The sequence below is a fragment of the Actinomyces sp. 432 genome (assembly GCF_009930875.1).
Classification (GTDB): domain Bacteria; phylum Actinomycetota; class Actinomycetes; order Actinomycetales; family Actinomycetaceae; genus Actinomyces.
The window spans coordinates 1,895,837-1,920,649 of record NZ_CP025249.1 but is presented as its reverse complement, the minus strand read 5'-3'; the positions used below and the strand labels follow the sequence as shown (position 1 = coordinate 1,920,649).

Here is a 24,813-nt window from a genome sequence, read left to right as displayed (position 1 = left end):
GGTGCCATACTGGGGCCGTGACAGAAGCGATCTCCCTTGGTATGCCGACCGTGCGTGAGGAGCCCGCGGTCCTGGCCCCGCGCAAGCCCACTCGCAAGATCCGTGTCGGTGATATCGATGTCGGAGGTGATGCCCCGATCTCGGTGCAGTCGATGACCACCACCAAAACCCACGACATCGGCGCCACCTTGCAGCAGATCGCGGAACTGACCGCGGCCGGCTGTGACATCGTGCGAGTGGCCTGCCCCACGGACAAGGATGCCGCCGCCCTGCCGGTGATCGCCAAGCAGTCGCGCATCCCCGTGATTGCCGATATCCACTTCAACCCCAAGTACGTGTTTGCCGCGATCGAGGCCGGCTGTGGGGCCGTGCGCGTAAACCCCGGCAACATTCGCAAGTTCGATGACAAGGTCGCCGAGATCTGCAAGGCCGCCTCTGACCACGGCACCTCCCTGCGCATCGGTGTGAACGCCGGCTCCCTGGACCCGCGCCTGCTGAAGAAGTACGGCAAGGCCACCCCCGAGGCGCTGGTGGAGTCCGCCGTGTGGGAGGCGAGCCTGTTCGAGGAGTGCGGCTTCCACGACTTCAAGATCTCCGTTAAGCACCACGACGTGGTCACCATGGTGCAGGCCTACCAGCTGCTCAGCGAGCGGGGGGACTGGCCACTGCACCTGGGTGTGACCGAGGCCGGCCCCGCGTTCCAGGGCACCATCAAGTCCTGCGCCGCCTTCGGGACCCTGCTCGCGCAGGGCATCGGCGACACTATCCGCGTCTCCCTGTCCGCTCCGCCGGTGGAGGAGGTCAAGGTCGGCACCAAGCTGCTGGAGTTCATGGGGCTGCGCGAGCGCAAGCTGGAGATCGTCTCCTGTCCGTCGTGTGGGCGCGCCCAGGTGGACGTGTGGTCGCTGGCCGAGTCCGTGGAGGACGGCCTGAAGGACCTGACGGCTCCGTTGCGCGTGGCCGTCATGGGATGCGTGGTCAATGGCCCCGGGGAGGCCCGTGAGGCCGACCTCGGCTGTGCTTCGGGCAACGGCAAGGGCCAGATCTTCGTGCGCGGCAAGGTGGTCAAGACTGTTCCCGAGGACCAGGTGGTTGAGACGCTGCTGGAGTACGCCCAGGACATGGCCGAGCAGATGCGCTCGGAGTTCGGGGAGGAGGCCCTGGCCGGCACTTCCCCGAGCGTGGTCGCCTCCGCCTGAGGGCGGTAGGCACCACGTCCGCTGGATGAACGCTTCTTGCCCGTGAACCTACTTGGCCGCCGCCTGCCGCCTCCGCTCACCGCGCTTGACCCGAGCCAGTTGAGCGGGCTGCTGCAACTGTGCGCCATCGATCCCGTCGCGGGTGTTTCCCTGGCGCATCAGGTACTGCGCTGGCCGGCATGGGCCCGGGGGGATGTAGTCGCAGACGACCGGTGGCGCCCGGCGGCAGGCGCGTGGGCTACTGGTTCACTGATGCCCTTTGGCCTGGCGCCCCGACCAGCACTGGGACACCCCGGTGCAGGTGACTACGTCGCCCACGCGCTTGCGGAGCACACCTACAAGCGGTTGACCAGCCACGGCTCAGTCGCGGGACCGGCGCAGGATGTGGAGGCCGTCTGGGAGCACTTGGCCGCGGTCGGCATGCACTCGCGTGAGGAGCGCTGGGAGCAGCCCCTGCTGGTGGCGCCGCAGAGCGACGGCGGCACGCTGGCCGGCGCGGCGCTGTCACGGCGTCCCGGACTGGCCTGGGCGGCTGCGGGCGTGCACCTCGCGACCCCTGAGGAGGAGGCACTGGTGCTGCCGGCCAGCGTGGACATGTTTACTGGCGAGCTCGGCTACGACCCGACCACCTCCGGCTCCTCCTACGCCCGGCACGTGAACTGGCTGGTCGCCTCCGGTCGCAGCTATGTGCTGCTCGACGACGGCGCCGGCGGTCCGTCCGCTCCGGGTGCGGCCGCCTCTGGGGAGTGGCTGTGGCTTTCAAGGTTGACGTGGGCTCCTTGTGGCTGCGTCCGGGCGGCTCGGTGGCGCAGCTGACCGGCGTATGGACCCGCCCGGATGTGCGCGGGCGCGGCATCGGCTCGGTGGCGCTCGCGGCCGTGGTGGATGCGGTGCGGCGCGACCACGTGGGCGCCGATGGGTATGTGAGCCTGTATGTGAACTCCTTCAACGCAGCGGGTCTGGGCCTGTACCGCAGCCTGGGCTTCAGCCGCGTAGGCACCTACGCCACTGTGCTACTGTGAGCGCTAACAAGCGCGTGCGTGTGTCTCTGCGCGGGAGCCGCGGCTCATCGCTGGTAACGAGTCTGCTGGCGCCTCGATCTATTTGACTCGTCCTGATGCAGCAGCATGCGCGCCATTTCACTTAGTGACCGAGCAATGCTCAAGAGCGTTCAGGTTCCAACAATGATGCCGATGAAAATAACACGTTCGCGGATAAGGGCTCTTCTGTTTTGAGGGTGCGGGTGGTTGTTGTCGGTGGGTGCCGATCTGGCGAGTACGACCGCGTGATCCCCACGCCCTCCACGTTCGAGAGCGTCTGGGGCTGATAAGGACGTTCTCGCCGAACCAGGGTCGTTCTCGGACGTACGAGCACGTACTCACTGAACCAGCGTCGTTCTCAGGCGGGTGAGGTCGTTCTCGGGCGGGCCGTTGTTGGCTCGCGGGGACGACTCGTCAGGACCGTTGGGAGCATCTGGGCGCCGGAACGGGACCGCGACCATCGACAACGCACACCGGTGATCTTGACCCCTACTCAACACCCCCCGGGGTCAAGACATAACCGCCCAGGGTGCAGGCATGACGGCCAGGGCGCTGGTCTGGCGTGTGCGCCCGCGTACCCCGGGGTGACGGTTCGGCACTTCCGATGACGGTTCGGCACTTGGCATCAACGCTTCGGCACTTCCTACGACGGTACGTACCCCTAGGTGCCGAACCGTCACAAGAAGGTACGAATCGCCGACCAGAACATACGAACCCTGACACGAAGGTACGAACCGTCACGCCCACGCGGTCACGGCAACACACGAACCCCGAGGCCAACACGCCCTCAAACACTAGGCACCGGTAACGTCTACCTACCTCGGTGCGTTACTTGTGCCGGTCTCAGCGTGTTACAAGTGCCGGTCTCAGCGTGTTACAAGTGCCGGTCTCAGCGTGTTACAAGTGCCGGTCTCAGCGGCCAACCCGCCGAGCCCAGCCATGCAGGCACCCTCCAACCTAGGCGTCCTCCAACCCAGGCACCCTCCACTCCAGATACGCGTCACACCACCCGACGAACCACCACATCCCAAACTGGAAGAGCCGGAATACCGGTCTCCGGATCGATCTCTAGGGGTGGCTCGGGCTCGAGTTGACGCGTCAGATCCGCCACCAGGAGTCTGGCGCACTCATAGCGGGCGTCGCCGTCACTCGGCATCCAGCAAGGCGCGTAGTTGCCGGGTGTATTCGGTGAAGGCCGCGCGGCCTCGAGGCGTGAGCGAGACGTAGGTGGCGGGCATGCGTCCGGAGAAGGTCTTGTTCTGCTCCACGTAACCCGCCTCCTCCAGCCGTGACAGGTGGGTGGACAGGTTGCCCGCCGTCATGCCCAGCAGCTCGCGCAGACGGGGGAAGACCAGGGCGTCTCCCCGGGGGACCGCGGCCAGGGTGGCCATGATCCGCAGGCGGGACTGGGCGTGAATGACCGGGTCGAGCGGTTCGCTGGTGCTGGGCATCGTCAGTCCCGCACGGGTGCGCTCTGGCGGCGGCCAAGCAGCGCCGTCGTGATCCCTGCCGCCAGCAGGCCGCCTCCGCCGGCAAGCGCCATGATGGCCCACAGCGCGTGTCCGCCGACGATGGTAGCCGCCAGGGTGGTCACGAGGACCCAGCCGCCGGTGACGGCCAGCGAGGTCTCCTCCCAGATGGCGGCCCCGGCCAGGAACAGCACCCCGACCACCAGGCACGGCAGGGCGTTAGAGAGGATCGCGCCCATGTTCGTCGCCTGGGCGGTGCCCAGCTCGCTCAGGAAGGCGCCCACCCGGGAGGAGGTGGTGAAAGCCAGGATCATGCCGCCCGCCCAGGCCAGCCCGTACAGTGTGCCGACCCAGGTGCTGCGGCCACGCAGCCCACGTGAGCGCCGGGCGATGTATACGCAGGTAAAGACGGCGGCGGCCACGAGGCAGCCCATGAAGACCAGAAACGGTCCGAGCGCCAGCGCATAGTCGCCGCCGACGCTGAGGCCGCAAACGCCGTACCCGATCAGCCAGGCCAGGCCCCAGGCGGTGTAGAGGGGTGCGGAGCGGACCTCTATGCGACGCCGATAGGTGTATTGCTGCTCCCTGATGGCGGCCAGCGCGTCGGCGGCATTGAAGTGGCTGGTGTTGTCTGCGGGAGGTGGCGCTGCGGGGGACATGACCTCATCCTCTTTCGGTTCAAAGTAGTTTGTTGAACAAACCGATACGACCAGTCTACACCAACTAGTTTGTTGTGCAAACCATGTGGTGTTCGGACCACGGCCGCCGGACGCGCGCATGGGCCGGCAGCACGTAAGATCACTCCGTGCTTCAGACGATGTCCCAGGCCTTCATCCGTACTCTGCGCGAGGACCCCGCCGACGCCGAGGTCGCCAGCCACAAGCTGCTGGTGCGCGCCGGCTACATCCGCCGCACCGCACCCGGCGTCTACACCTGGCTGCCGCTGGGACTGCGCACCCTGCGCAAGGTCGAGGCGATCGTCCGCGAGGAGATGGACGCCATCTCCCAGGAGGTGCTATTCCCGGCGCTGTTGCCTGCGGAGCCCTACAAGGCCACCGGCCGTTGGGACGACTACGGGCCCACCCTGTTCAAGCTGACCGACCGCAAGGACGCGGACTACCTGCTGGCGCCTACCCACGAGGAGATGTTCACCCTCCTGGTCAAGGACCTGTACTCCTCCTACAAGGACTTGCCGGTGTCCATCTACCAGATCCAGACCAAGTACCGCGACGAGGCCCGCCCGCGCGCCGGCGTAATCCGCGGCCGCGAGTTCGTCATGAAGGACTCCTACTCCTTCGACATCGACGACGCCGGCCTGGAGGCCTCCTACCAGGCGCACCGCGCCGTCTACCAGCGCATCTTCAAGCGGCTGGGTCTGGAGTACGTGATCGTCAACGCCATGAGTGGTGCCATGGGCGGCTCCCACTCCGAGGAGTTCCTGCACCCCTCGCCCATCGGCGAGGACACCTTCGTGCGCACCGACGGCGGTTATGCCGCCAACGCGGAGGCGGTAACCACTCCCGTTCCCGCCGATGTCGACGCCTCCGGGGTCGGCCCGGCCCGGGAGGTGGACACGCCCGACGCTCCCACCATCGAGACCCTGGTGGACTTCATCAATGCTGTCCACCCGCGTTCCGACGGGCGCGCCTGGACCGCTGCGGACACGCTCAAGAACGTCGTCGTCGCCCTGACTCATCCCGACGGTGAGCGCGAGCTGTTGGTCGTCGGAATTCCCGGAGACCGCGACGTCGACATGCGGCGCCTGGAGGCCGCCGTCGCCCCCGCCGAGGTGGAGATTGCCACCGACTCCGACTTCGCCGCCCACCCCGAGCTGGTGCGCGGCTACATCGGCCCCGCCGTCATCGGCCCCAACTCGCCGAAGCGCCGCGTGGAGCGGGACGCAGAGGGCAATGAGGTGCTCACCGGCTCGGTGCGCTACCTCCTCGACCCGCGGGTGGTGCCCGGCACCGCCTGGGTCACCGGTGCCAACGCCCCCCAGCGGCACGTACTTGACCTGGTGGCCGGACGCGACTTCACCGCCGACGGCACCATTGAGGCGGCGGAGATCCGCGAGGGCGACCCCGCCCCCGACGGCTCCGGCCCCCTGCACCTGGCTCGCGGCATCGAGCTCGGGCACATCTTCGCCCTGGGACGCAAGTACGCGCGCGCCCTGGGCCTTACCGTCCTGGACGAGAACGGCAAGTCCCGTATCGTCACGATGGGTTCCTATGGCATCGGCGTCACCCGCGCACTGGCGGCCCTGGCCGAGTCCAACCACGACGAGCAGGGACTGGCCTGGCCCATCCAGGTGGCTCCCTACCAGGTGCAGGTCCTGGCAACCGGCAAGGACGACGCCGTCTTCGAGGCCGCCGCCGAGCTGGCCGGTGCGCTGGACGCGGCCGGGGTGGAGGTCCTGTACGACGACCGCCGCAAGGTCAGTGCCGGTGTAAAGTTCAAGGATGCCGAGCTGCTCGGCATGCCCTACACGGTGGTGGTTGGCCGCGACCTGGCCAAGGATGGCACCGTGGAGATCCGTGACCGCCGCAGCGGCGAACGGGTTTCGGTGCCGGTCGCCGACGCTGCCGGGCAGGTTGTGGAGGCCGTGCGCGCAGCTCTCACCGCCTTGGACGGAGACGAACGAGGCGTCTGAGGCGCAGGTGTCGCATCGCGTCGGAGGTGTCGACATATGTTGACACCCCTTGAGGTTACTGCGGCTTCCCCTTAGAATCGTAGTGGCCAACATCGCAGGCCATCTGATCCCTGGTGAAGGAGCCGAACAATGACTCAGGGCCTTAGAATGCCGCGCACGTCATAATTGTGGTTCCCACGCCGTAATGTGGCATCTCGATGCAACTGAATGTAGATTGGATAGATATGTTCGCTAGTTTCCTCTCCCGCTTGATGATTCTAGTGCTTGCTTTTCTCTCGCTTGCCGGTTCCGTCGGCGCGATGGTCGCGTTCGGGTACGAAGCCGATCTTAATCCCGGTGCTGCGAGTAATAACTTGCTGGTGTCGTGGGAGGCCTGGTGGTTCCTGCTCAGCTTAGTGGTCGCAATTGGGGCCACGGTGGCGGTATATCGTGCCTACGATCGTGGCGTGTCGGCGGGAATGCGAGGTACTGCTCCCGCGCCCAAGTAATTCCTTGGACTTAGGGCTCGGCGGGTGCCGGGGTGTATGTCTCTCGTAAGGTCGACGTGCTGTGACAACACTGGCCGCAGCTGCGACGGCAACTGGGTTGGCCTGTGGCGGTCCCGCAGAAAGCCTGGTGCGCCCGTTCTCTCGTATAGTGGAAGCGTGCCTGTGTGCTACATAATGCCATGGCTGCGCAGGTGAATATGCTGGAACTGCGGTCTCGCGTGCCCAACCTGTCCGGGCAGTTTTGGTTTTTCCTGGCCGCCACAGCCTTCCTTTCAATACTCGATTTCGTGTCCGTGACACTCGAGCGCGGGCTGACATCCGCGTTGTGGAGCACAATTCTCCTGGCGCTTCTCGGGGTGGCAGCGGGAATATGTCCGGGAATCGGCGGAGGGCTACTCGTGGCCACGTGTGGGCTGGTTCAGCTTCTGCCGGAGCAAATCGCGGATTCGAGGGCCATTCTAAAATTGGGCTATTTGGTGTTGGCTCTGTGGGCGTCCAGGAGGCGGTGCCTGCTGTTCGGTACGGGTGTTATGGTTCTGCGGGGCGCCGTGTTCGCCTCGTTTCCGAGCGTGTCAGCATTTGTTGAGAGCGCGTTGATTACCGTACTTCTTTGCGGAACATCCGGTTACCTCATTGGCGAATACCAGCGTCGTGGGGACCGAATGGCGCAGCGTGTACACGTGCTCGAGCTCGAACAACAACTCGCTGAATCCAGGATACGAGCGACGCTTGGCGCCGATTTGCATGACACGGTAGCTACCGATCTGACGCAAATCGTACTGCGGTGCCAAATTGCTGCAGGAAACAGGCAGTCATCCGCGGCGGTCATGTCAGAGATCGAGAATGATGCCCGTGTGGCGTTGCAACACGTTCGTACTGTCGTAGCCGTGCTGCGGCCCGCAACTGACAAGTCCCTGCGGCGAGATCTACGGGCGGCGGCGGATGAATGCGCAGAACTACTGCGTGCGCATGGGTTTGACGTTGATATAGAGACCGAGAAAACGGTTAGCGAGGAGCGATCCGCCGCTACCGATGATGAACTGCTCGGGCTCGTGCTGCGGGAGGCCACCGTCAATATCATCAAGTACGCGGCAGACAAGGGGGACGTTAACATAACCCTGAGTCTTACCGACCAGGGGAACAGACATCCTTAGTTGTCTCAGCTCGCGACCTGTCGGCGGGACGATAGCCCACCTGGCAGGAATCGAGCCGCTCAGTCGGCGTAACCGGGCAAGGGGGCGTCCACATCCGCGCCCCAGGCGCGGGCGCGCTCGGCCGCATACAGGGCCGCGGCGATCGCCATCTCGGTGGCCTCACCGCCTGCAGCGGCGACCTGCACCAACTCAACCTCCTCCACCCGCAGCCACGCCTGCCTGGCCCAGGTGACGTCCAGGGAGGTGGCCGAGTCCGCCGCCTCGGTCGGTGCGGCGTAGGCCGCCAGGCGGGTGTCCTCCCCGCCCAACGCCAGGGATGCGCTGATGACCGCCTTGGCATAGGCCACATCAGCTTCAGCGCGGGCGCGGGCCGCATCCGTCGAGCGCGCACCCACCTCCTCCAGCGCGTAGCGGACCGCGTCGTAGGCGGCCAGCAACTCACCGGGTAGCGCCTCGGACACTGCGGTCGCATCCCGTCCGGAGGAGGCCACCGCGGTTTCGTCCAGCCGCAAGGCCGCCAGTGACCAGGCCACCGCGAGGGAGGCGTACAGGCGGGCCGAGACGGCGTCATCACAAGACGCAGCCGCATCGCGCGCCATCGTGGCCCCGTCGGCCAGGACCGCCACCAGATCGGCGGCGTCGGCGTCTGCGGCGGCAGAGGGCACCGGGGGGACCGTCTCATAGGTGGTGGGCACCGGCGTCGCCCACGGGTCCCACACTCCGCCCAGGGCTTCCAGCTGGTTTTGAGCGGCCGTGGCGATCACGTCCGCCTGGGCGGACTGCGGCACGCCGGAGCGGGCGATCACCTCCGCGGTCGAGCCGATCAGTGTCGCCTGCCGCGCCAGTGCGTCCCGCATGGACTCCTGCGCCGGCACCGTCGGCAACGAGGCCGGCGAGCCCTCGCCCAAGCGGACCCCGCAGGCGGCGGTCACGGCAACGGCCGCCGCCAGCGCGCCCGCCCGTCGCAGCAGCACCCTGCGGGGGAGTGCCCCCGCCGCAGCCGATCCGGGCCGATGCGCCCCGCCGTCGCGGGCAGCGCGGCACTGGTCAGGCTTTGGGGAGGGCGCGGCAGAAACGATGGCGGGCGTCGGTGTCACCTGGCCATCCTCGCACGGGCGGGTAGCATGGTGGCGATCAACCGATCCGACTTGAAGAACTCAGACACAATCCGCCCTCACCGGGCCCACTACGGGAGGAACCTCCACATGACCGACGCCTCCGTCCGGAGCCAGGAGCCCGGCCTGCGCCAGCTGCTCGCCCCCATCGTCGAGCAGAGCGGGCTCTTCCTGGAGGACGTGCGCCTGGCCCGCGCCGGCAAGTACACCACGCTGCGGGTAGTTGTAGACCTCGCCGACGGCCCCGGTGACCTCGACCTGGAGACCCTCGGCGAGGTCACCCAGTCCATTTCCGACGCCGTCGACGCAGCAGACCCGGTGGCCGGCCAGTACACGCTGGAGGTGACAACCCCCGGCGCCGAGCGGGAACTGCACACGCCCCGCCACTTCCGCCGCGCCGTCGGCCACAGCGCGGTAATCACCACCGCCGAGGAGCAGACGCTGCAGGGCGAGGTCACCGCCGCCGACGCCGACACCGTGACCCTTTCCGTCGACGACTCGCCCCGCACCATCGCGCTCGCTGACATCACCGCCGCCCGTATGGTCGTGAGCATGTAAGCGGCCCCAGCCCCGCCCCGGCGCCCCGCCCGGACCCAGCCGGCGACGCCGACCGCACCCAGACGAGACAAGGGAATTAGGAATCTAGGAATCATGGACATCAACATGCCGGAGCTGCGCGGTGCAGCCGACGAGCTGGGCATCGACCTGGACAATCTGCTGCCCGCCATCGAGGACGCCATCCTGGGCGCCTACAGCAAGGTCCCCGGCGCCATCCGCGGCGCGCACGTGGAGATCGACCGCCGCAGCGGACACATGACAGTGCTTGCCCCGGAGGTCGACGAGAACGACGAGCCCACCGGCGAGTACTTCGACGACACCCCCGAGGACTTCGGCCGCATCGCCCAGGCCACTGCCCGCTCGGTGATCGTGCAGCGCATCCAGGACCGTCGCGACTTCGAGGTCCTGGGTGCCTTCAAGGACAAGGCCGGCGAGCTCATCTCCGGAACCGTCGAGCAGGGGCGCGACCCGCGCCTGGTTTACGTGCGCCTGGATGACGAGCACGAGGGGATCATGCCTCCGCACGAGCAGGTCCCCGGTGAGCACTACAAGCACGGTGACCGCATTCGCGCCTACGTCACCGAGGTGTCCCGCGGCCCCAAGGGCGCCCAGATCATCCTGTCCCGCACCCACCCGGGCCTGGTGCGCAAGCTGTTCGAGCGCGAAGTGCCGGAGATCGCCGCCGGCGACGTCGAGGTCGTCTCGGTAGCGCGCGAGGCCGGGCACCGCACCAAGGTCGCGGTCAGCGCACGCGTGCGCGGCGTCAATGCGAAGGGTGCCTGCATCGGCCCCATGGGGCAGCGGGTGCGCGCGGTCATGGCGGAGCTGGGCGGGGAGAAGATCGACATCGTCGACTACTCGGAGGATCCAGCCCGCTTCGTCGCCAACGCCCTTTCGCCGGCTCGTGTCGCCTCCGTAACGGTGCTCGACGCCGATGAGCGTTCCGCCCGTGCCATCGTCCCGGACTTCCAGCTCTCGCTTGCGATCGGCAAGGAGGGGCAGAACGCACGCCTGGCGGCCAGGCTGACAGGTTGGAAGATCGACATCCACGCAGACACCGAGTCCGGTGACGTCACCCCCGGGCGCGATTCCCGCGCCGACGACGTGACTGGTCCCTCAGCACCCGGCGCTGAGGACTGACCGCCAACCCCGCTACACTGGACCTCGGCCTGCCTGCGGGCATGCACCGGGCCTCCGCCCGGTGACTCGCGGCGGTAGGCGACAGCGAGCGGAAGGACGCGTCCAGCCGGTGGTCAGTATCCCCCACGTGTCCGAACGCACCTGCATCGGCTGCCGTGGCAAGGCCCCCCGGGCGCAGTTGCTGCGCCTGGTCCTGACGGACAGTGGTGAGCTGGCCGTCGACGCCCGGGCCATCATGCCTGGGCGGGGCGCATGGATCCACCCGGACCCTGAGTGCGTCGACCTCGCCGAGCGCAGGCGCGCCTTCGGGCGCGCCCTACGCATGCGCGGATCACCCGAGGTGACCCGCGTGCGCGACTGGGTTCGCCTTCACAGGGCGGACAGCGGTCGCGCGTGCACACCGTCCCCGACCGGGGAACGGCAGACCGATAGCAAAGGCGGGTAGGAAGCTGATGGGCACCCGATGAGTACCCGGCGATGAGCTGCCTCTACTAGCGCCCACCCTGTTCGGGGTGGGCAACCGGACAGGAGAAAAGTGGCAAAACCACGCGTTCATGAGCTCGCGAAGGAGCTCGACCCCACTGGCAAGAAGATCACCTCCAAGGTGATTCTGGCCTGGCTCAAGGATCAGGGGGAGTTCGTCAAGGCGGCATCCTCCACCGTTGAGCCCCCCGTTGCTCGCCGGGTACGCGAGCACTTCGCCGCCCAGGGCGAGGCCAAGGCGCCCAAGCCAGCGGCGAAGCCAACCGCTCCCGCCTCCAGCGCCGCACCGAAGCCGACGCCGGCGGCGCCCAAGCCGGGGGCGCGCCCAGCCGCGCCTACGCCGAGGGCTGCGGCCCCGAAGCCGCAGGGCACCGCACCCAAGCCGGCAGCCGCACCCAAGCCTGCCGGGCCCAAGCCGTCGCGGCCTACGCCCGCTCCTGCACCCACGCAGGCGCCCGGCGCCGACCAGCAGCCCCGCCCGGCCGCACCGACTCCGGGACCGCGCCCCGCCGCCCCCACACCCGGGCCCCGTCCGGGTGCGCCGCGTCCGGGAAACAATCCCTACGCCACTTCGCAGGGCATGCCCCGGCCGGGCGGTTCCGGCGGCCGCGGTCGCGGCAAGGGGCCGCGTCCGGGTGCGCCGCGTCCGGGAAACAATCCCTACGCCACTTCGCAGGGGATGCCCCGGCCGGGCGGCTCCGGCGGCCAGCGTCCGCAGGGAGCCCGTCCAGGTCAGGGCGGTCCGCGCCCGGGGCCGCGTCCCGGCGGCTCCGGTGGTACGCGTCCGCAGGGAGCCCGCTCAGGTCAGGGCGGTCCGCGCCCGGGGCCGCGTCCCGGCGGCTCCGCAGGACCCCGGCCGAACCCGGGCATGATGCCCGGCCGCTCCTCAGTTGCGCGGCCCGGCGCTCCGGCCCGCGGCGGTCAGGGAGGCCGAGGCGGACGCCCCGGTTCTGGAGGCCGTGGAGGTACCGGCGGTGGCGGCCCGCGTGGCGGCTTCGGCGGTCCCCGTGGGGGCCGTGGCGGCCGCGGCTCGACGCAGGGCGCCTTCGGGCGCGGCGGCGGTGCTCCCCGCGGACGCAAGTCGCGTCGGGCCAAGCGCCAGGAGTTCGAGCAGCAGAGCGCGCCGACGATCGGCGGCGTCGTCGTCCCCCGCGGTGACGGTTCCACCCCGGTACGCGTGCGCCAGGGCGCCACGCTGACCGACCTGGCCGAGAAGATCAACGCCAACCCGGCGGCGCTGGTGACCGTTCTCTTCCACCTGGGTGAGATGGCCACCGCCACCCAGTCGCTGGACGAGGACACCTTCGCCCTGCTGGGCGCGGAGCTCGGCTACGACGTGCAGATCGTCTCTCCGGAGGACGAGGACCGCGAGCTGCTGGAGTCCTTCGACATTGACCTGGAGGCCGAGGAGGCCGGCGAGGACGACGCCGAGCTGCTGCCGCGTCCGCCGGTGGTAACCGTGATGGGCCACGTCGACCACGGTAAGACCAAGCTGCTGGACGCCATCCGCTCCACCGACGTGGTTGCGGGCGAGGCCGGCGGTATCACCCAGTCGATCGGCGCCTATCAGGTGCGCGTGAACCTAGGCGACGAAACGCGCCCGATTACGTTCATCGACACCCCCGGTCACGAGGCCTTCACCGCCATGCGTGCCCGTGGTGCCGAGGTGACCGATATCGCCATCCTGGTGGTTGCCGCGGACGACGGCGTGATGCCGCAGACCGTTGAGGCGCTCAACCACGCCCAGGCGGCCGGCGTGCCGATCGTGGTCGCCGTGAACAAGATCGACAAGGAGGGCGCCAACCCGGAGAAGATCCGCGGCCAGCTCACCGAGTACGGTCTGGTGCCCGAGGAGTACGGCGGCGAGACGATGTTCGTTGACATCTCCGCCAAGCAGCGCACCAACATCGACGGCCTGCTGGAGGCGGTCCTGCTGACCGCTGATGCGGCGCTGGACCTGCGCGCCAACCCGAGTACGGACGCCCGTGGCGTCACCGTGGAGGCGAAGCTGGACCGTGGTCGCGGCGCCGTCGCCACGGTCCTGGTGGAGCGCGGCACGCTCCACGTCGGGGACCCGATCGTCGCCGGCAGCGCCTACGGGCGCGTGCGTGCCATGTTCGATGAGCACGGCAATGCGCTGGAGGAGGCCGGCCCGGCCCGGCCGGCCCAGGTGCTTGGTCTGACCAGTGTCCCCAGTGCGGGCGACTCCTTCATCGTCGCCCCTGACGACCGCACCGCCAGGCAGATTGCCGACCGGCGCGAGGCCGCGGGGCGGGCTGCGGAGCTGGCCAAGCGCCGTAAGCGCGTGTCTCTTGAGAACCTCTCCGATGTCCTCAAGGAAGGCAAGGTTGACACCCTCAACCTCATCCTCAAGGGTGACAGCTCCGGTGCGGTCGAGGCGCTGGAGGACTCGCTGCTCAAGATCGACGTCGGCGACGAGGTGGCCCTGCGGGTCATCCACCGCGGCGTAGGCGCGGTCACGCAGAGCGACGTCGACTTGGCGACGGTGGACTCCGCCGTGATCATCGGCTTCAACGTACGACCCGCGGTGCGGGTTGCCGAGTTGGCCGATCGCGAGGGCGTGGACATGAAGTTCTACACCGTCATCTACAACGCCATCGAGGACGTCGAGGCAGCCATGAAGGGCATGCTCAAGCCGATCTATGAGGAGGTCGAGCTGGGTACGGCAGAGATCCGGCAGATCTTCCGCTCCTCGAAGTTCGGCTCGATCGCCGGCTCGATCGTCCGCTCGGGCGTCATCAAGCGCGGTGCCAAGGCACGGCTGGTGCGCGATGGCGTCGTGGTGGCCGGAGACCTCACGGTCGAGACACTGCGCCGCGAGAAGGACGATGTCACCGAGGTCCGTGAGGGCTACGAATGCGGTATCAACCTCAGCTTCCGTGACATTGCCGAGGGCGATGTCATCGAAACCTGGGAGATGCGCGAGAAGCCCCGCGACTGACTCGTCATTGCGCGCAGATGCCGGTGGCGCCGTCGCGCACCGAAACCGGCACCTGTGACGCGCCGTGACCGCCAGAACTGACGTCGGCGCCGCTGCTCCCCTCGGGGCGGCAGCGCCGACGTCATTTGGCACCCGGGCGCCGGGGTGGGCCAGAGTGACTGGGCTGTCTATGCGCATGTGTTGGATTCCGGTGTGCTGCGGGGCAAGCATGCGTCCGGGGCCGTATGCGCTGGGGCCGACGGTTCGTACCTTTGCACCGGCGATTCGTACTTTCTTGCGACGGTTCGGCACTCACAGGTACGTACCGTCGCAGGAGAGTACGAATCGTTGACCGGAAGGTACGTATCGTCGCGCGAAGGTACGAACCGCCACACGAGCGCATGACCCGGAGGGCACGATTCGCCGGGGAATGAACGTTGTGAAGTGCTCCGAGGCCTGCGGTGGAGCCTTCGACCTGATCGGTCGGGACCAGGCGCAGTCGGTCCTACGCGAAGCCTCAGTGCTTGGCCGGGCGCGGTCGGCGCGCCAGCTGCCACAGCAGGTCGGTGACGAATACGACCACTGCCACCCACACGAGCGCCGTCGACACCCAGCGTGCCGGCGAGATCTCTTCGCGGAACACGGCCCAGGCAAGCAGGAACTGTATGACCGGGGTGATGTACTGGCTGAGCCCCACGATAGACAGCGGCACCCGGCGCGTGCCCGCGGCGAACAGCAGCAGCGGCGTCGCCGTCACCGGGCCCGCCAGTACCAGTCCCACCGCCAGGCCCGTAGACGCCGTCTCCCCCTGAAGCGCCCCGTGCCCGCCGGCGTAAAGCCAGGCGAAATAGGCCAGCGCTACCGGCGTCATGCAGCCGCTCTCCACCGTGAGTCCGGTGAGCGCATCCACCTGTGCGCCCACGCGCTTCTTCACCAGCCCGTACAGGCCGAATGACAGGGCCAGTGACAGCGAGATCCACGGCAGTGACCCCTGAGCCACCACCAGCACGATGATGGCCACCACCGCAATACCGACGGCGATACCCTGGGCGCGGCGCAGCCGCTCACCCAGGAATATCGCCGCGAGCACCACCGTTACCAGCGGGTTGATGAAGTAGCCCAGGGCCGCGTCCGCGGTGCGGCCGGAGTTGACCGCGTAGACGTACACCAACCAATTCACCGACACCAGCAGACCGCTGACCGCTAGCGTGCCGCAGAGTCGCGGCGTGGTCACGGTTGCGCGCAGCGCGGGCCAGGAGCGGCGCACAGCGGTGAGCCCCAGGCAGGTAACCAGGGTCCATACCAGGCGGTGTCCGATGATCTCCACGCTGCCGGCGGCGTGCAGCAGGTGGAAGTACAGCGGGAACAGGCCCCACAGCAAGTAGCAGGAGAGCACCATGGCCACACCCGGGGCATCACCGGTGCTGGCGGCAGTTCGCGCCGGAGCGGGCGTCGCCGCGCCGACGGCGCGGGACTCGGGGGCGGGGGAGACGGAGTCAGTCACGTGCGGCTTTCATAGTCGGCGGAAGGCAGCGTGCACGCGCACTGATCGCGCGGCAGCGGCACCCGCAGGAGTCGAGTTATCGGCATGAACGTTAGCGCGCAGCGCATCATGAACACGCGTCAGCGGCGGGCACCCGCGCCGGGAGGCCGCCCGGGCCGAACACCGGCGGGCTGCCCGCACTGGTGTAGGCGACACGGGCGCTGGTAAGGGACGCCGCCCTGCCCCTGGCGATTGCGCGGGTGGTGGTGCACAATAATCCGTCCGCCGGTTGCGGCTGCGGTCACCCTCCGCGTGCCGCGCTAGCATCCACTGACACTCATCCACTGACACTCGCAGTACTCGATTCGCAAGGAGCCCCAATGGCCGACGCCGCCCGCGTCCGCAAGGTCGCCGACCACATCCAGGAGACCGTCGCCCGCCTCCTGCAGGGAAGAATCAAGGACCCCCGCATCGGCTTCATCACTATCACGGACGTGCGCGTGACCGGCGACTTGCAGCAGGCAACCGTCTTCTACACCGTCTACGGAACCGATGAGGAGCGCCAGGACACCGCCGCCGCGCTGCGCTCTGCCACCGGCTTGATCCGCTCGGAAGTCGGCCGGGCACTCGGCATCCGGCTAACCCCGTCGATCACCTTCCAGTTGGACTCCCTGCCCACCCAGGCGCAGGCCATTGAGGACGCCCTGGCACAGGCGCGTGCCCGGGACGAGGAGATAGCGCGCACCTATGCTGGGGCCAGCTACGCCGGCGACGCCGACCCCTACCGCCACGACGACGAGGACGAGGACGACTACGAGGCCGTAGACGACGATGACTACGAGCCGTACGAGGCCGACGTCGACGAGGAGGAGACCGGGGCGTGACCACTGGTCAACCCGCCGGACGCCGCATCGACGTTCCCCGCGGCTCCGTCACCTCCCCGGATGGCCTGCTGATTGTGGACAAGCCTGCCGGTGTGACCAGTCACGACGTCGTAGCCATGACCAGACGCATGGCGGCTACCCGCAAGGTAGGCCACGCCGGCACCCTGGACCCCATGGCTACCGGGGTACTGCTGCTCGGCATCGGTCGGGCCACCCGGTTCTTGACCTATCTGGTGGGCGCGGACAAGAACTACTCGGCCACGGCCCGCCTGGGCCAGACCACGCTCACGGAGGATGCCGACGGCGAGGTGACCGCCGCCCCCGGGTGCACGGCTGATGCCGACCTGGCCGCCCGCGTCGATACGGTGCTAACCGGACTCACGGGGGAAGTCATGCAGGTGCCCTCCGCGGTCTCCGCCATCAAGATCGACGGCGTGCGCTCCTACGCGCGCGTGCGCAGCGGTGAGGACGTTGCCCTGCCGGCACGTCCGGTGACTATTCACGCCCTGACACGAGTAGGCGAGATACGCCCCTCCACTGCCGCTGACGGCACCGCCCTGGTTGACCTCGACCTGAGGGTGCACTGCTCCTCGGGCACCTACGTGCGCGCCCTGGCTCGTGACCTCGGTGCCGCCCTGGGCTGCGGGGCCCACCTGACCTCCCTGCGCCGCACCGGGGCAGGCCCCTTCACAGTCGACGATGCCGCCACCATCGCCTCCCTGTCCGCCGTGGTCGCCGCCGGGCAGGCCCTGCCCGTGCTGCCTCTGGCCGCCGTGGCCCGCCGCTGCTTTCCCGCCGTGGACCTGGACGAGGCCGAGGCACGTGCACTGCGCTACGGTCAGCGCCTGCCCGCCGCGGTGCTAGACCGGGCACAGGCCCCGGAGCATCCGGTTATCCCCAAGGCCGCCGCGCCGGGCGTGGCCGCCGGTTTCGACCCTGCGGGCGGGCTCGTGGCACTGTTGACCCACAAGGGAGGGGACACCCGCCCCGTGCTCGTACTGCCGAACTGATTGGGTAGCCCCGAGCCCGCCCGGACACCTTCAAACCAGGAGACACCTTTGAGCCAGACCACGATCGCCCGCATTCCGTGGCAACTCGGCGACGCGGATTGAGGCGGCGCACCGTGAAGATCTGGTACGGCGCCGAGCAGGTGCCCGCAGCCCTGAGGGATCCATCCGGGCCCGGGAGCATCGTCACGGTTGGCGTGTTCGACGGCGTGCACCGCGGTCACCAGGCGATCCTCGCCCGGGTTGTTGAGCGCGCCCACCATGCGGCCACCCCCGACGGACGCCGGCCACGCGCGATCGCACTGACCTTCGACCCGCACCCGGTGGCGGTGCACCGCCCCGAGGCGCGGCTGCCCATGATCACCTCGCTGGCAGACCGGATGGAGTCCCTGGCGGACACCGGTTTGGACGCGGTGCTCGTGGTCCACTACACCCTCGACTTCGCCGACCAGGGGCCGGAGGAGTTCGTGCGCGACTGGCTTGAGGGCGTGCTCGGGGCGCGTGCGATTGTGGTAGGTGACGACGTGCGCTTCGGACGCGGCAATAGCGGCGATGCCGCCACCCTGCGCCGGATCGGGCACGCCGATGGCATTGACGTGGAGATCGTCGCCGACGTCGTCGCCTCCAGCGGCCGCCGCTGGTCCTCCACCTGGGTGCGTGAACTGCTGGAGGACGGCGACATGCGCGGTGCGGCCGAGGTCCTCGGCCACGTCCACCGGCTGCGCGGCACGGTCATCCATGGGCACCGCCGTGGCCGCGAACTCGGCTTCCCCACCGCGAACCTGGACGCCGCCACTGCCGGCGTGGTCCCGCCCGACGGCGTCTATGCGGGCTGGCTGGTGCGCTCCCCACAGGCTGGGGTGGCCGGAGGGCCGGGGGAGGAGCGCCTGCCCGCCGCGATCTCGATCGGGACCAATCCGACCTTCGACGACGTGCCAGACCGCACCGTGGAGGCGCACGTCCTGGGACGCGCGGACCTGAACCTGTATGGGGAGGTCGTGGTGATCGAGCTGGTGGAGCGGCTGCGCCCCATGCTCGCCTTCGACGGCCTGGAGCCGCTGCTGGTGCAGATGCGTCAGGACGTGGTCGACACCGCCGCGGTGCTGAACGTGCCCGTGCCCGAGCCTATCCGCCCTGAGGACGTCACCGCCCGGTGACGTCCTCAGGGCGGGGACACCCGGCTATGTATGCCGTTCCGTGCGGGGGGTCACTGCCGCGGGTGGGCGGAGAAGAACTCCCACATCAGCTGCGAGGCGTTGATCTCCTGAGTGACTGTGCCCAGGGCGGACAGGTCGGCGCTGGTGCCCGGCCAGGTGTGACCGCCGGCATCCACCGTGTACAGCTCCACCTCGGTGCCGCCCTCGCAGGAGCCGTAGCGGGTCAGGGACACGTGGTCGCTCACCTGCTCGGTGGTCGCTTCGGCGCTGCAGCCGTCCAGCTGCGCCCAGGCGCTCACGGCCGCCTCCACGCCGTACCCCCAGCGCGGGTCGTCGTTGCCGTCGTAGGGGTTGACCACGTCGTCGGTGCCGTGGAACGTCAGCACGGATACCGGCTGCGCCGGGGTGCAGGTCGAGGGATCGAGTGAGGCCACGTCACCGGCGGCGGCCCTGCCGGCGCGTAGCCCTGCCACGGGCGCGATCGCTGCGATCAGGTCGGGGCGCTCGCAGGCGAGGGCGCTGGCCATACGACCACCGCCGGAGTACCCGGTGGCGTACACGCGGGTGGGGTCCACACACGCCTGCTCGGTCAGGGTGTCGATGACCGCCGTCAGGAAGGCGATGTCATCCCGGGCATCGTCGGCGGGGTACTCGCCCGCCGTGGTCGGCACTCCGGGCACGTTCCACGCCCAGTTCCCGTCAGGCAGCGGATCGTCGGTGTCCAGGGCGATAGCGGCGGTGGGCTCGGCGACGACGAAGCCCTCCGCGTCGGCGTCGGCTACGGCGTCCAGGCCGCTGATCCCTGCCTGGGCAGTGCCATTGGAATTCGAGCCGTGAAGATCGAGTACCAGCGCCGCCGGCGTGGTGGCATCGGCGCCCTCGGGCACGTGCACCCGCACCGGGTACGTCTCGCCGTCGAAGGCGACCTCGACGGTCTGGGTGCCGGACAGCGTGCGGGCGCACACCGGGACCGCGGAGTTGGTTGAGCTCGGCGCGGACTGCCGGGAACCGCATCCGGTGATGGTGAAGGATGCGAGCGCCGTGAGCCCGGCGGTCAGCAGGCAGGCGAGGGTGAGTAGCCGCTTACGCGGGGACGCTGATGCAGGGGGCTCAGGGCGGGACATTGGGACTCCTTGGTGAAGACCGATTGGGGAAGCCGGAGGGCGGATGGACACTGGAAGGGAAGCCGGAGGCGATAGGTGGTGCGAGTGAGCTGAGTAACAGCAGCGTAGCAGCCGCGCGCCGCCGACGGGCTGAAACATGTGCCCGATGCCACCGGCCACGGGAGAACCCGGGCCATATCGGCTGATAGTGTTGCCCAGCCGTCGATCGGCCGCGGATGTGTCAAGCCCGGGAGAACCAGCCCCGGCGCTCCGCGCAACGAGAATCAGGAGTCATCGTGTCGATTTCCCCGAGCGCAAGCAGGAGCTCATTGCCGAGTACGCCACCCACGAGGGCGACACCGGCTCCCCGGAGGTCCAGGTCGCCATTCTGTCCGAGCGGATCTCCAACCTGACCGAGCACTTCAAGTCCCACGCGCACGACCACCACTCGCGCCGCGGCCTGTACCTGCTGATCGGTAAGCGCCGCCGCCTGCTGGACTACCTCGAGCGTGAGGACATCACGCGCTACCGCAAGCTGATCGCCCGCCTCGGCATCCGCCGCTGAGCGACAGCGCCAGTTGCGCGTAAGTCCGGGCCCCGGCCTCCAGAATTGGAGGCCGGGCCCTGCACGTGGTGGTTGTCTGGCCATACGTTGCCGGATCCCGGGCGAATTGATCCCGCACCTAGCACCCGCGGTGCCCACTACGGTGGGGCGGGGAACTGTGGGTGCGTACCTTCACCTGACAGTTCGTACTTCCAGGCCGACGGCTCGCACATTTTCCCGACGGTTCGGCACTACCCACTGCCGCGGGGCGCGCCGACGTCCACCAGGCGGCATCGGCGCGCCGGGGCAGATCACAGCAGCGAGCGGTACAGCGCCTCAATGTCCTCCCGGGTGGCCGGGCGGGGGTTGCCCGGCGTGCACACGTCGGCGAAGGCGTCCTCGGTCAGTGCGGCGATCCCGGACTCATCCACGCCCACCTCGCTGATGCGCGTGGGGTTGCCCAGGTCGCGGGTCAGCTGGGCGACGGCGTCGACGGCGGCCTGGCGCGCCTGGTCCAGCGGCATGGCCTGGGCGTCGGCCACCCCGAAGGCCTCGGCGATGTCGCGGTACTTCTCACCGGTGTACTCGGCATTGAAGGCCATGATCGGAGCCAGCAGGATGCCGTTGGCCACCCCGTGCGGGGCGTTGTAGCGCCCGCCCAGCGGGTGCGCCATGCCGTGCACCAGGCCCAGGCCCACGTTGGAGTAGGCCATGCCGTTGATGTAGGCGGCCAGTCCCATCTGCTCCACGGCGTCGGCGTCGCCCTCGGCCGCCTTACGCAGGTTCTTGGCGATCATCTGGATGGAGCGCAGGCACAGGGCGTCGGACAGCTCCCAGGCGCCGGGGGTGATGTACCCCTCGATGGCGTGGGTGAGCGCGTCCAGGCCGGTGGCGACCTTCAGCCCCCGCGGCATGCCGTCCATCAGGTCGGGGTCCACCACGGCGATCACCGGGATGTCGTGCGGGTCCACGCACACGAACTTGCGCTGGTTGGCGGTGTCGGTGATGACGTAGTTGATGGTGGTCTCCGAGGCGGTGCCCGCGGTGGTGGGCACGCCGATGATGGGGGTGCCCGGGTTCTTCGTGGGGAGGCCCCCTCCAGGCTGAGCACGTCCTCGAACTCGGGGTTGGTGGCGATCACCGAGATCGCCTTGCAGGTGTCCTGCGGGCTGCCGCCACCCAGGCCGATGAGGATGTCGGCGCCCGAGTTGCGGAAGGCGGCCAGGCCGGCCTGCACCTTCTCTACCGGCGGGTTGGGTACGACGTCGGAGAAGATCTCCCAGGCGATGCCGGCGCTGTCGAGCAGGTCGGTGATGCGTGCGGCGGTGCCGTTGTCCGCCAGGACCGGGTCGGTGACGATGAACGCCTTGCTCAGGCCGCGGGCCGTGATCTCGGTGGGGATGTTGGCGATGGCGCCGCGTCCGAAGTAGCCGGTCTGGTTGAAGATCATGCGGTAGGTCATTGAGTGCGCTCCCTTGGTGCAGCTTGGCATGGCGAGTTCTGTGGGTGGTCCGCCGTGGGCCAACCCCGTGCTTGAAACGATTTCATGAGGTTGTTCTCATGCGGAAGGCCCGAAGGTCCCGAGCCGGTGGGCGCGTCCTATTTCACGTCTCCCGGTCGTTCCGTGACCCCCGCGCTCGCGGGCGCCACGGTAGGATCAAGCCGTTCATCCTCAAGCTAGTGGCAGTGGCAGTGCGTTTCCCGGGTGCCGACAGGTGCCCTGCTGAACACGCCCTCCCGGATCGGCTCCGGGAACAGCCCGCGCTACCGGATGCGGACGCGCCTGCAGCGGCGTCGTCGGCCCGGGATGGCAGCTACAGGGGAGTGGACCCGGTGGCCGGGACAGACCCGGTAACCGGACGGCACGGCCCGTCGGTTTTCGGTGGTGGCCTCCGGACCAGCGCGTGCGCAGCTCCGTGGGCCTCGATCGAAGGCCACGGCCGGCCTGACGATCGACATAGAAAGAGACACGCTAAATATGTTCCTTGACGACCCCGAGGTCACGGCCGCCGAGGCCGTGATCGACAACGGCCCCTTCGGCAAGCGCGTGGTCCGCTTCGAGACCGGGCGCCTGGCCAAGCAGGCCGCCGGCAGCGCCATGGCCTACCTGGACGGGGAGACCACCGTCCTGTCGGCCACCACCGTCGGCAAGCACCCCAAGGATCAGTTCGACTTCTTCCCGCTCACTGTTGACGTGGAGGAGCGCCAGTACGCCGCCGGCCGCATCCCCGGCTCCTTCTTCCGCCGGGAGGGCCGCGCCGGCACCTCCGCCATCCTCGCCTGCCGCCTGATCGACCGCCCGCTGCGCCCCTCCTTCGTCAAGGGCCTGCGCAACGAGGTGCAGGTGGTTGAGACCGTCCTGTCCATCCACCCCGACGACGCCTACGACGTCCTGGCCATCAACGCGGCCTCCATGTCCACCCAGATCGCGGGCCTGCCCTTCGCCGGCCCCGTCGCCGGCACCCGCCTGGCCCTTATCGACGGGCACTGGGTGGCCTTCCCCCGCTACTCCGAGCTCGAGCGCGCCACCTTCAACATGGTGGTGGCCGGACGCGTGCTGGAGGACGGCGATGTCGCCATCATGATGGTCGAGGCCGGCGCCACCGAGAACGCCTGGGACCTAATCGCCGCCGGCGCCACCGCCCCCACCGAAGCCGTCGTCGCCGAGGCCCTGGAGGCCGCCAAGCCGCACATCAAGGTTCTGTGCGAGGCGCAGCTGGAGGTCGCCAAGCACGCCTCCAAGCCCACCGCCGACTTCCCGCTCTACCTGGACTACACCGACGAGCAGTACGACGCCGTCGAGAAGGCCGCCGAGGCCCACGACCTGGCCGCCGCCATCGCCACCGAGGGCAAGCAGGCCCGCGACGAGGCCACCGACGCCGTGCGCGACGCGGTGCTCGCCGACCTGGCCGAGGCCTACCCGGCCGAGGAGGACGCCAAGGCCCTCAAGGCGGCCTTCCGCTCCGTGACCAAGAAGCTCGTGCGTCACCGCACCCTCACCGAGGGCGTGCGCATGGACGGCCGCGGCCTGAAGGACATCCGCACCCTGGCCGCCGAGGTCGAGGTGCTGCCCCGCGTGCACGGCTCGGCCATCTTCGAGCGCGGCGAAACCCAGATCATGGGCGTTACTACCCTGAACATGCTGCGCATGGAGCAGCAGGTTGATGATCTTTCGCCGATCAAGCACAAGCGCTACATGCACCAGTACGTCTTCCCGCCCTTCTCCACCGGTGAGACCGGCCGCGTCGGCGCCCCCAAGCGCCGCGAGATCGGCCACGGCGCCCTGGCCGAGCGCGCCCTGGTGCCGGTGCTGCCCAGCCGCGACGAGTTCCCCTACGCCATCCGCCAGGTCTCCGAGGCGCTCGGCTCCAACGGGTCGACCTCCATGGGCTCGGTGTGCGCCTCCACCCTGTCGCTGCTCAACGCCGGCGTGCCGCTGCGCGCCCCGGTGGCCGGCATCGCCATGGGCCTGATGCACGAGGAGATCGACGGCGAGACCAAGTGGGCCACGCTCACCGACATCCTCGGCAGCGAGGACGCCTTCGGCGACATGGACTTCAAGGTCGCCGGTACCCGTGACTTCATCACCGCCCTGCAGCTGGACACCAAGCTGGACGGTCTGCCCTCAGACGTGCTGGCCGGCGCCCTCGCCCAGGCCCGCGACGCCCGCCTGTTCATCCTGGACGTGCTCGCCCAGGCGATCGACTCTCCCGACGAGATGGCCCCGACCGCCCCGCGCGTGCTGAGCGTGCACATCCCCGTGGACAAGATCGGTGAGGTCATCGGCCCCAAGGGCAAGATGATCAACCAGATCCAGGAGGACACCGGCGCCGAGCTGACGGTCGAGGACGACGGCACGGTCTACATCGGTGCCTCCGACGGCCCGTCGGCCGAGGCAGCCCGTGACGCCGTCAACGCCATCGCCAACCCGCAGATGCCGGAGATCGGCGAGCGCTTCGTCGGCACCGTGGTCAAGACCACCACCTTCGGCGCCTTCGTGTCGCTGACCCCCGGCAAGGACGGCCTGCTGCACGTCTCCCAGATCCGCCGGCTGGTCGGCGGTAAGCGCGTGGAGAACGTGGAGGACGTGCTGGGTGTGGGCGACAAGGTCGAGGTCGAGCTGGCCGAGATCGACCAGCGCGGCAAGCTCAGCCTGCACGCCGTCCTCAACGAGGAGCAGCAGGCCGCCGAGGACGAGGCGAGGGCGCACCGCGCCGAGCGCGGTGAGGGTGACGGTGAGCGCCGCCCGCGCCGCCGCCGTGAGCGCACCGACGAGGACGGCGAGCGCCGTGAGCGTCGCCCGCGCCGCCGCCGCATGCGCACCGTGGAGTCCTCCGAGGAGGAGTGACCAATCCGGTTGACCCGGTAACAACCGAGGGCCGGGCTCCGCGCGATCAC

At 68.8% G+C, this 24,813-nt stretch carries 18 protein-coding genes and 2 pseudogenes; 14 read left to right on the top strand and 6 right to left on the bottom strand.

Annotated elements, in window-relative coordinates; genetic code table 11:
* Positions 1-17 precede the first annotated feature (17 nt).
* Positions 18-1,199, top strand: a complete 1,182-nt coding sequence (ispG, locus tag CWT12_RS08015) for a flavodoxin-dependent (E)-4-hydroxy-3-methylbut-2-enyl-diphosphate synthase (protein WP_161924390.1) — start codon at positions 18-20, stop codon at positions 1,197-1,199.
* 42 nt (positions 1,200-1,241) lie between these two features.
* Positions 1,242-2,221, top strand: a pseudogene (locus tag CWT12_RS08010) (GNAT family N-acetyltransferase).
* A gap of 1,163 nt (positions 2,222-3,384) precedes the next feature.
* Here the strand turns inward: CWT12_RS08010 and CWT12_RS08005 are convergent.
* The gene (locus CWT12_RS08005) at positions 3,385-3,690 is read right to left on the bottom strand and encodes a winged helix-turn-helix domain-containing protein (RefSeq protein ID WP_161924389.1); all 306 of its coding nucleotides are present in this window, start codon (positions 3,688-3,690) and stop codon (positions 3,385-3,387) included.
* Between the two features lie 2 nt (positions 3,691-3,692).
* Positions 3,693-4,367: a hypothetical protein gene (locus CWT12_RS08000; RefSeq protein ID WP_161924388.1), complete on the bottom strand. Its 675-nt coding sequence runs from the start codon at positions 4,365-4,367 to the stop codon at positions 3,693-3,695.
* A 158-nt stretch (positions 4,368-4,525) separates the two neighbouring features.
* On the opposite strand from CWT12_RS08000, the gene CWT12_RS07995 reads away from it, so the two are divergent.
* The 3 genes from CWT12_RS07995 (at position 4,526) to CWT12_RS07985 (ending at position 8,000) form a co-directional block, all read left to right on the top strand.
* The gene (locus CWT12_RS07995) at positions 4,526-6,358 is read left to right on the top strand and encodes a proline--tRNA ligase (protein WP_442862557.1); all 1,833 of its coding nucleotides are present in this window, start codon (positions 4,526-4,528) and stop codon (positions 6,356-6,358) included.
* Positions 6,359-6,555: 197 nt separating this feature from the next.
* Positions 6,556-6,846 carry a hypothetical protein gene (locus tag CWT12_RS07990; RefSeq protein ID WP_161924386.1) on the top strand — a complete coding sequence of 97 codons (291 nt, stop codon included), beginning with the start codon at positions 6,556-6,558 and terminating at the stop codon, positions 6,844-6,846.
* Between the two features lie 179 nt (positions 6,847-7,025).
* Positions 7,026-8,000, top strand: coding sequence for a sensor histidine kinase (locus tag CWT12_RS07985; RefSeq protein WP_161924385.1), 975 nt, complete (start codon positions 7,026-7,028; stop codon positions 7,998-8,000).
* Between the two features lie 59 nt (positions 8,001-8,059).
* Here CWT12_RS07985 and CWT12_RS07980 read toward each other — a convergent pair whose 3' ends face one another.
* On the bottom strand, positions 8,060-9,097 hold the full coding sequence (locus CWT12_RS07980) for a hypothetical protein (protein ID WP_237564092.1): 1,038 nt from the start codon (positions 9,095-9,097) through the stop codon (positions 8,060-8,062).
* A 108-nt stretch (positions 9,098-9,205) separates the two neighbouring features.
* On the opposite strand from CWT12_RS07980, the gene rimP reads away from it, so the two are divergent.
* The 4 genes from rimP to infB all read left to right on the top strand — a co-directional run bounded on the left by rimP (position 9,206) and on the right by infB (position 14,258).
* On the top strand, positions 9,206-9,673 hold the full coding sequence (gene rimP, locus CWT12_RS07975; RefSeq protein ID WP_161924384.1) for a ribosome maturation factor RimP: 468 nt from the start codon (positions 9,206-9,208) through the stop codon (positions 9,671-9,673).
* Positions 9,674-9,766: 93 nt separating this feature from the next.
* Complete coding sequence (nusA, locus tag CWT12_RS07970) at positions 9,767-10,813, top strand: transcription termination factor NusA (RefSeq protein WP_161924383.1); 1,047 nt, start codon at positions 9,767-9,769, stop codon at positions 10,811-10,813.
* Between the two features lie 127 nt (positions 10,814-10,940).
* Complete coding sequence (locus CWT12_RS07965) at positions 10,941-11,258, top strand: YlxR family protein (protein WP_237564091.1); 318 nt, start codon at positions 10,941-10,943, stop codon at positions 11,256-11,258.
* Positions 11,259-11,348: 90 nt separating this feature from the next.
* Entirely contained in the window at positions 11,349-14,258 is a 2,910-nt protein-coding gene (gene infB / locus CWT12_RS07960; protein WP_161924381.1) for a translation initiation factor IF-2, read from the top strand.
* A gap of 496 nt (positions 14,259-14,754) precedes the next feature.
* Here the strand turns inward: infB and rarD are convergent, their stop codons facing one another.
* The gene (rarD, locus tag CWT12_RS07955) at positions 14,755-15,741 is read right to left on the bottom strand and encodes an EamA family transporter RarD (protein ID WP_237564090.1); all 987 of its coding nucleotides are present in this window, start codon (positions 15,739-15,741) and stop codon (positions 14,755-14,757) included.
* 359 nt (positions 15,742-16,100) lie between these two features.
* Here rarD and rbfA point away from each other — a divergent pair, with 359 nt between their 5' ends.
* From rbfA to CWT12_RS07940, 3 genes are all read left to right on the top strand, one after another.
* Complete coding sequence (gene rbfA, locus CWT12_RS07950) at positions 16,101-16,604, top strand: 30S ribosome-binding factor RbfA (protein WP_161924380.1); 504 nt, start codon at positions 16,101-16,103, stop codon at positions 16,602-16,604.
* Positions 16,601-17,614: a tRNA pseudouridine(55) synthase TruB gene (gene truB, locus CWT12_RS07945; RefSeq protein WP_161924379.1), complete on the top strand. Its 1,014-nt coding sequence runs from the start codon at positions 16,601-16,603 to the stop codon at positions 17,612-17,614. Before rbfA ends, truB begins: the two co-directional genes overlap by 4 nt.
* Before the next feature lie 113 nt (positions 17,615-17,727).
* The gene (locus CWT12_RS07940; RefSeq protein ID WP_161924378.1) at positions 17,728-18,768 is read left to right on the top strand and encodes a bifunctional riboflavin kinase/FAD synthetase; all 1,041 of its coding nucleotides are present in this window, start codon (positions 17,728-17,730) and stop codon (positions 18,766-18,768) included.
* A 50-nt stretch (positions 18,769-18,818) separates the two neighbouring features.
* On the opposite strand, the gene CWT12_RS07935 is transcribed toward CWT12_RS07940, so the two are convergent.
* A complete protein-coding gene (locus CWT12_RS07935) occupies positions 18,819-19,892 on the bottom strand; it encodes an extracellular catalytic domain type 1 short-chain-length polyhydroxyalkanoate depolymerase (protein ID WP_161924377.1) in 1,074 nt (357 codons plus the stop codon).
* A 262-nt stretch (positions 19,893-20,154) separates the two neighbouring features.
* Here CWT12_RS07935 and rpsO point away from each other — a divergent pair, with 262 nt between their 5' ends.
* Positions 20,155-20,436 carry a 30S ribosomal protein S15 gene (gene rpsO, locus CWT12_RS07930; RefSeq protein WP_161925376.1) on the top strand — a complete coding sequence of 94 codons (282 nt, stop codon included), beginning with the start codon at positions 20,155-20,157 and terminating at the stop codon, positions 20,434-20,436.
* A gap of 290 nt (positions 20,437-20,726) precedes the next feature.
* On the opposite strand, the pseudogene fucO reads toward rpsO, so the two are convergent.
* Positions 20,727-21,877 (bottom strand): annotated as a pseudogene (fucO, locus tag CWT12_RS07925) (lactaldehyde reductase).
* Positions 21,878-22,393: 516 nt separating this feature from the next.
* On the opposite strand from fucO, the gene CWT12_RS07920 reads away from it, so the two are divergent.
* Entirely contained in the window at positions 22,394-24,763 is a 2,370-nt protein-coding gene (locus tag CWT12_RS07920) for a polyribonucleotide nucleotidyltransferase (RefSeq protein WP_161924376.1), read from the top strand.
* Positions 24,764-24,813: the final 50 nt, after the last annotated feature.

Coding starts and splice junctions, on each gene's coding strand:
- CWT12_RS07935 (WP_161924377.1), bottom strand. CDS start 19,892: ATGTCCCGCCCTGAGCCCCCTGCATCAGCGTCCCCGCGTAAGCGGCTA.
- nusA (WP_161924383.1), top strand. CDS start 9,767: ATGGACATCAACATGCCGGAGCTGCGCGGTGCAGCCGACGAGCTGGGC.
- CWT12_RS07995 (WP_442862557.1), top strand. CDS start 4,526: ATGTCCCAGGCCTTCATCCGTACTCTGCGCGAGGACCCCGCCGACGCC.
- rbfA (WP_161924380.1), top strand. CDS start 16,101: ATGGCCGACGCCGCCCGCGTCCGCAAGGTCGCCGACCACATCCAGGAG.
- CWT12_RS07990 (WP_161924386.1), top strand. CDS start 6,556: ATGCAACTGAATGTAGATTGGATAGATATGTTCGCTAGTTTCCTCTCC.
- CWT12_RS08000 (WP_161924388.1), bottom strand. CDS start 4,367: ATGTCCCCCGCAGCGCCACCTCCCGCAGACAACACCAGCCACTTCAAT.
- CWT12_RS07985 (WP_161924385.1), top strand. CDS start 7,026: ATGGCTGCGCAGGTGAATATGCTGGAACTGCGGTCTCGCGTGCCCAAC.
- CWT12_RS08005 (WP_161924389.1), bottom strand. CDS start 3,690: ATGCCCAGCACCAGCGAACCGCTCGACCCGGTCATTCACGCCCAGTCC.
- CWT12_RS07920 (WP_161924376.1), top strand. CDS start 22,394: ATGTTCCTTGACGACCCCGAGGTCACGGCCGCCGAGGCCGTGATCGAC.
- rimP (WP_161924384.1), top strand. CDS start 9,206: ATGACCGACGCCTCCGTCCGGAGCCAGGAGCCCGGCCTGCGCCAGCTG.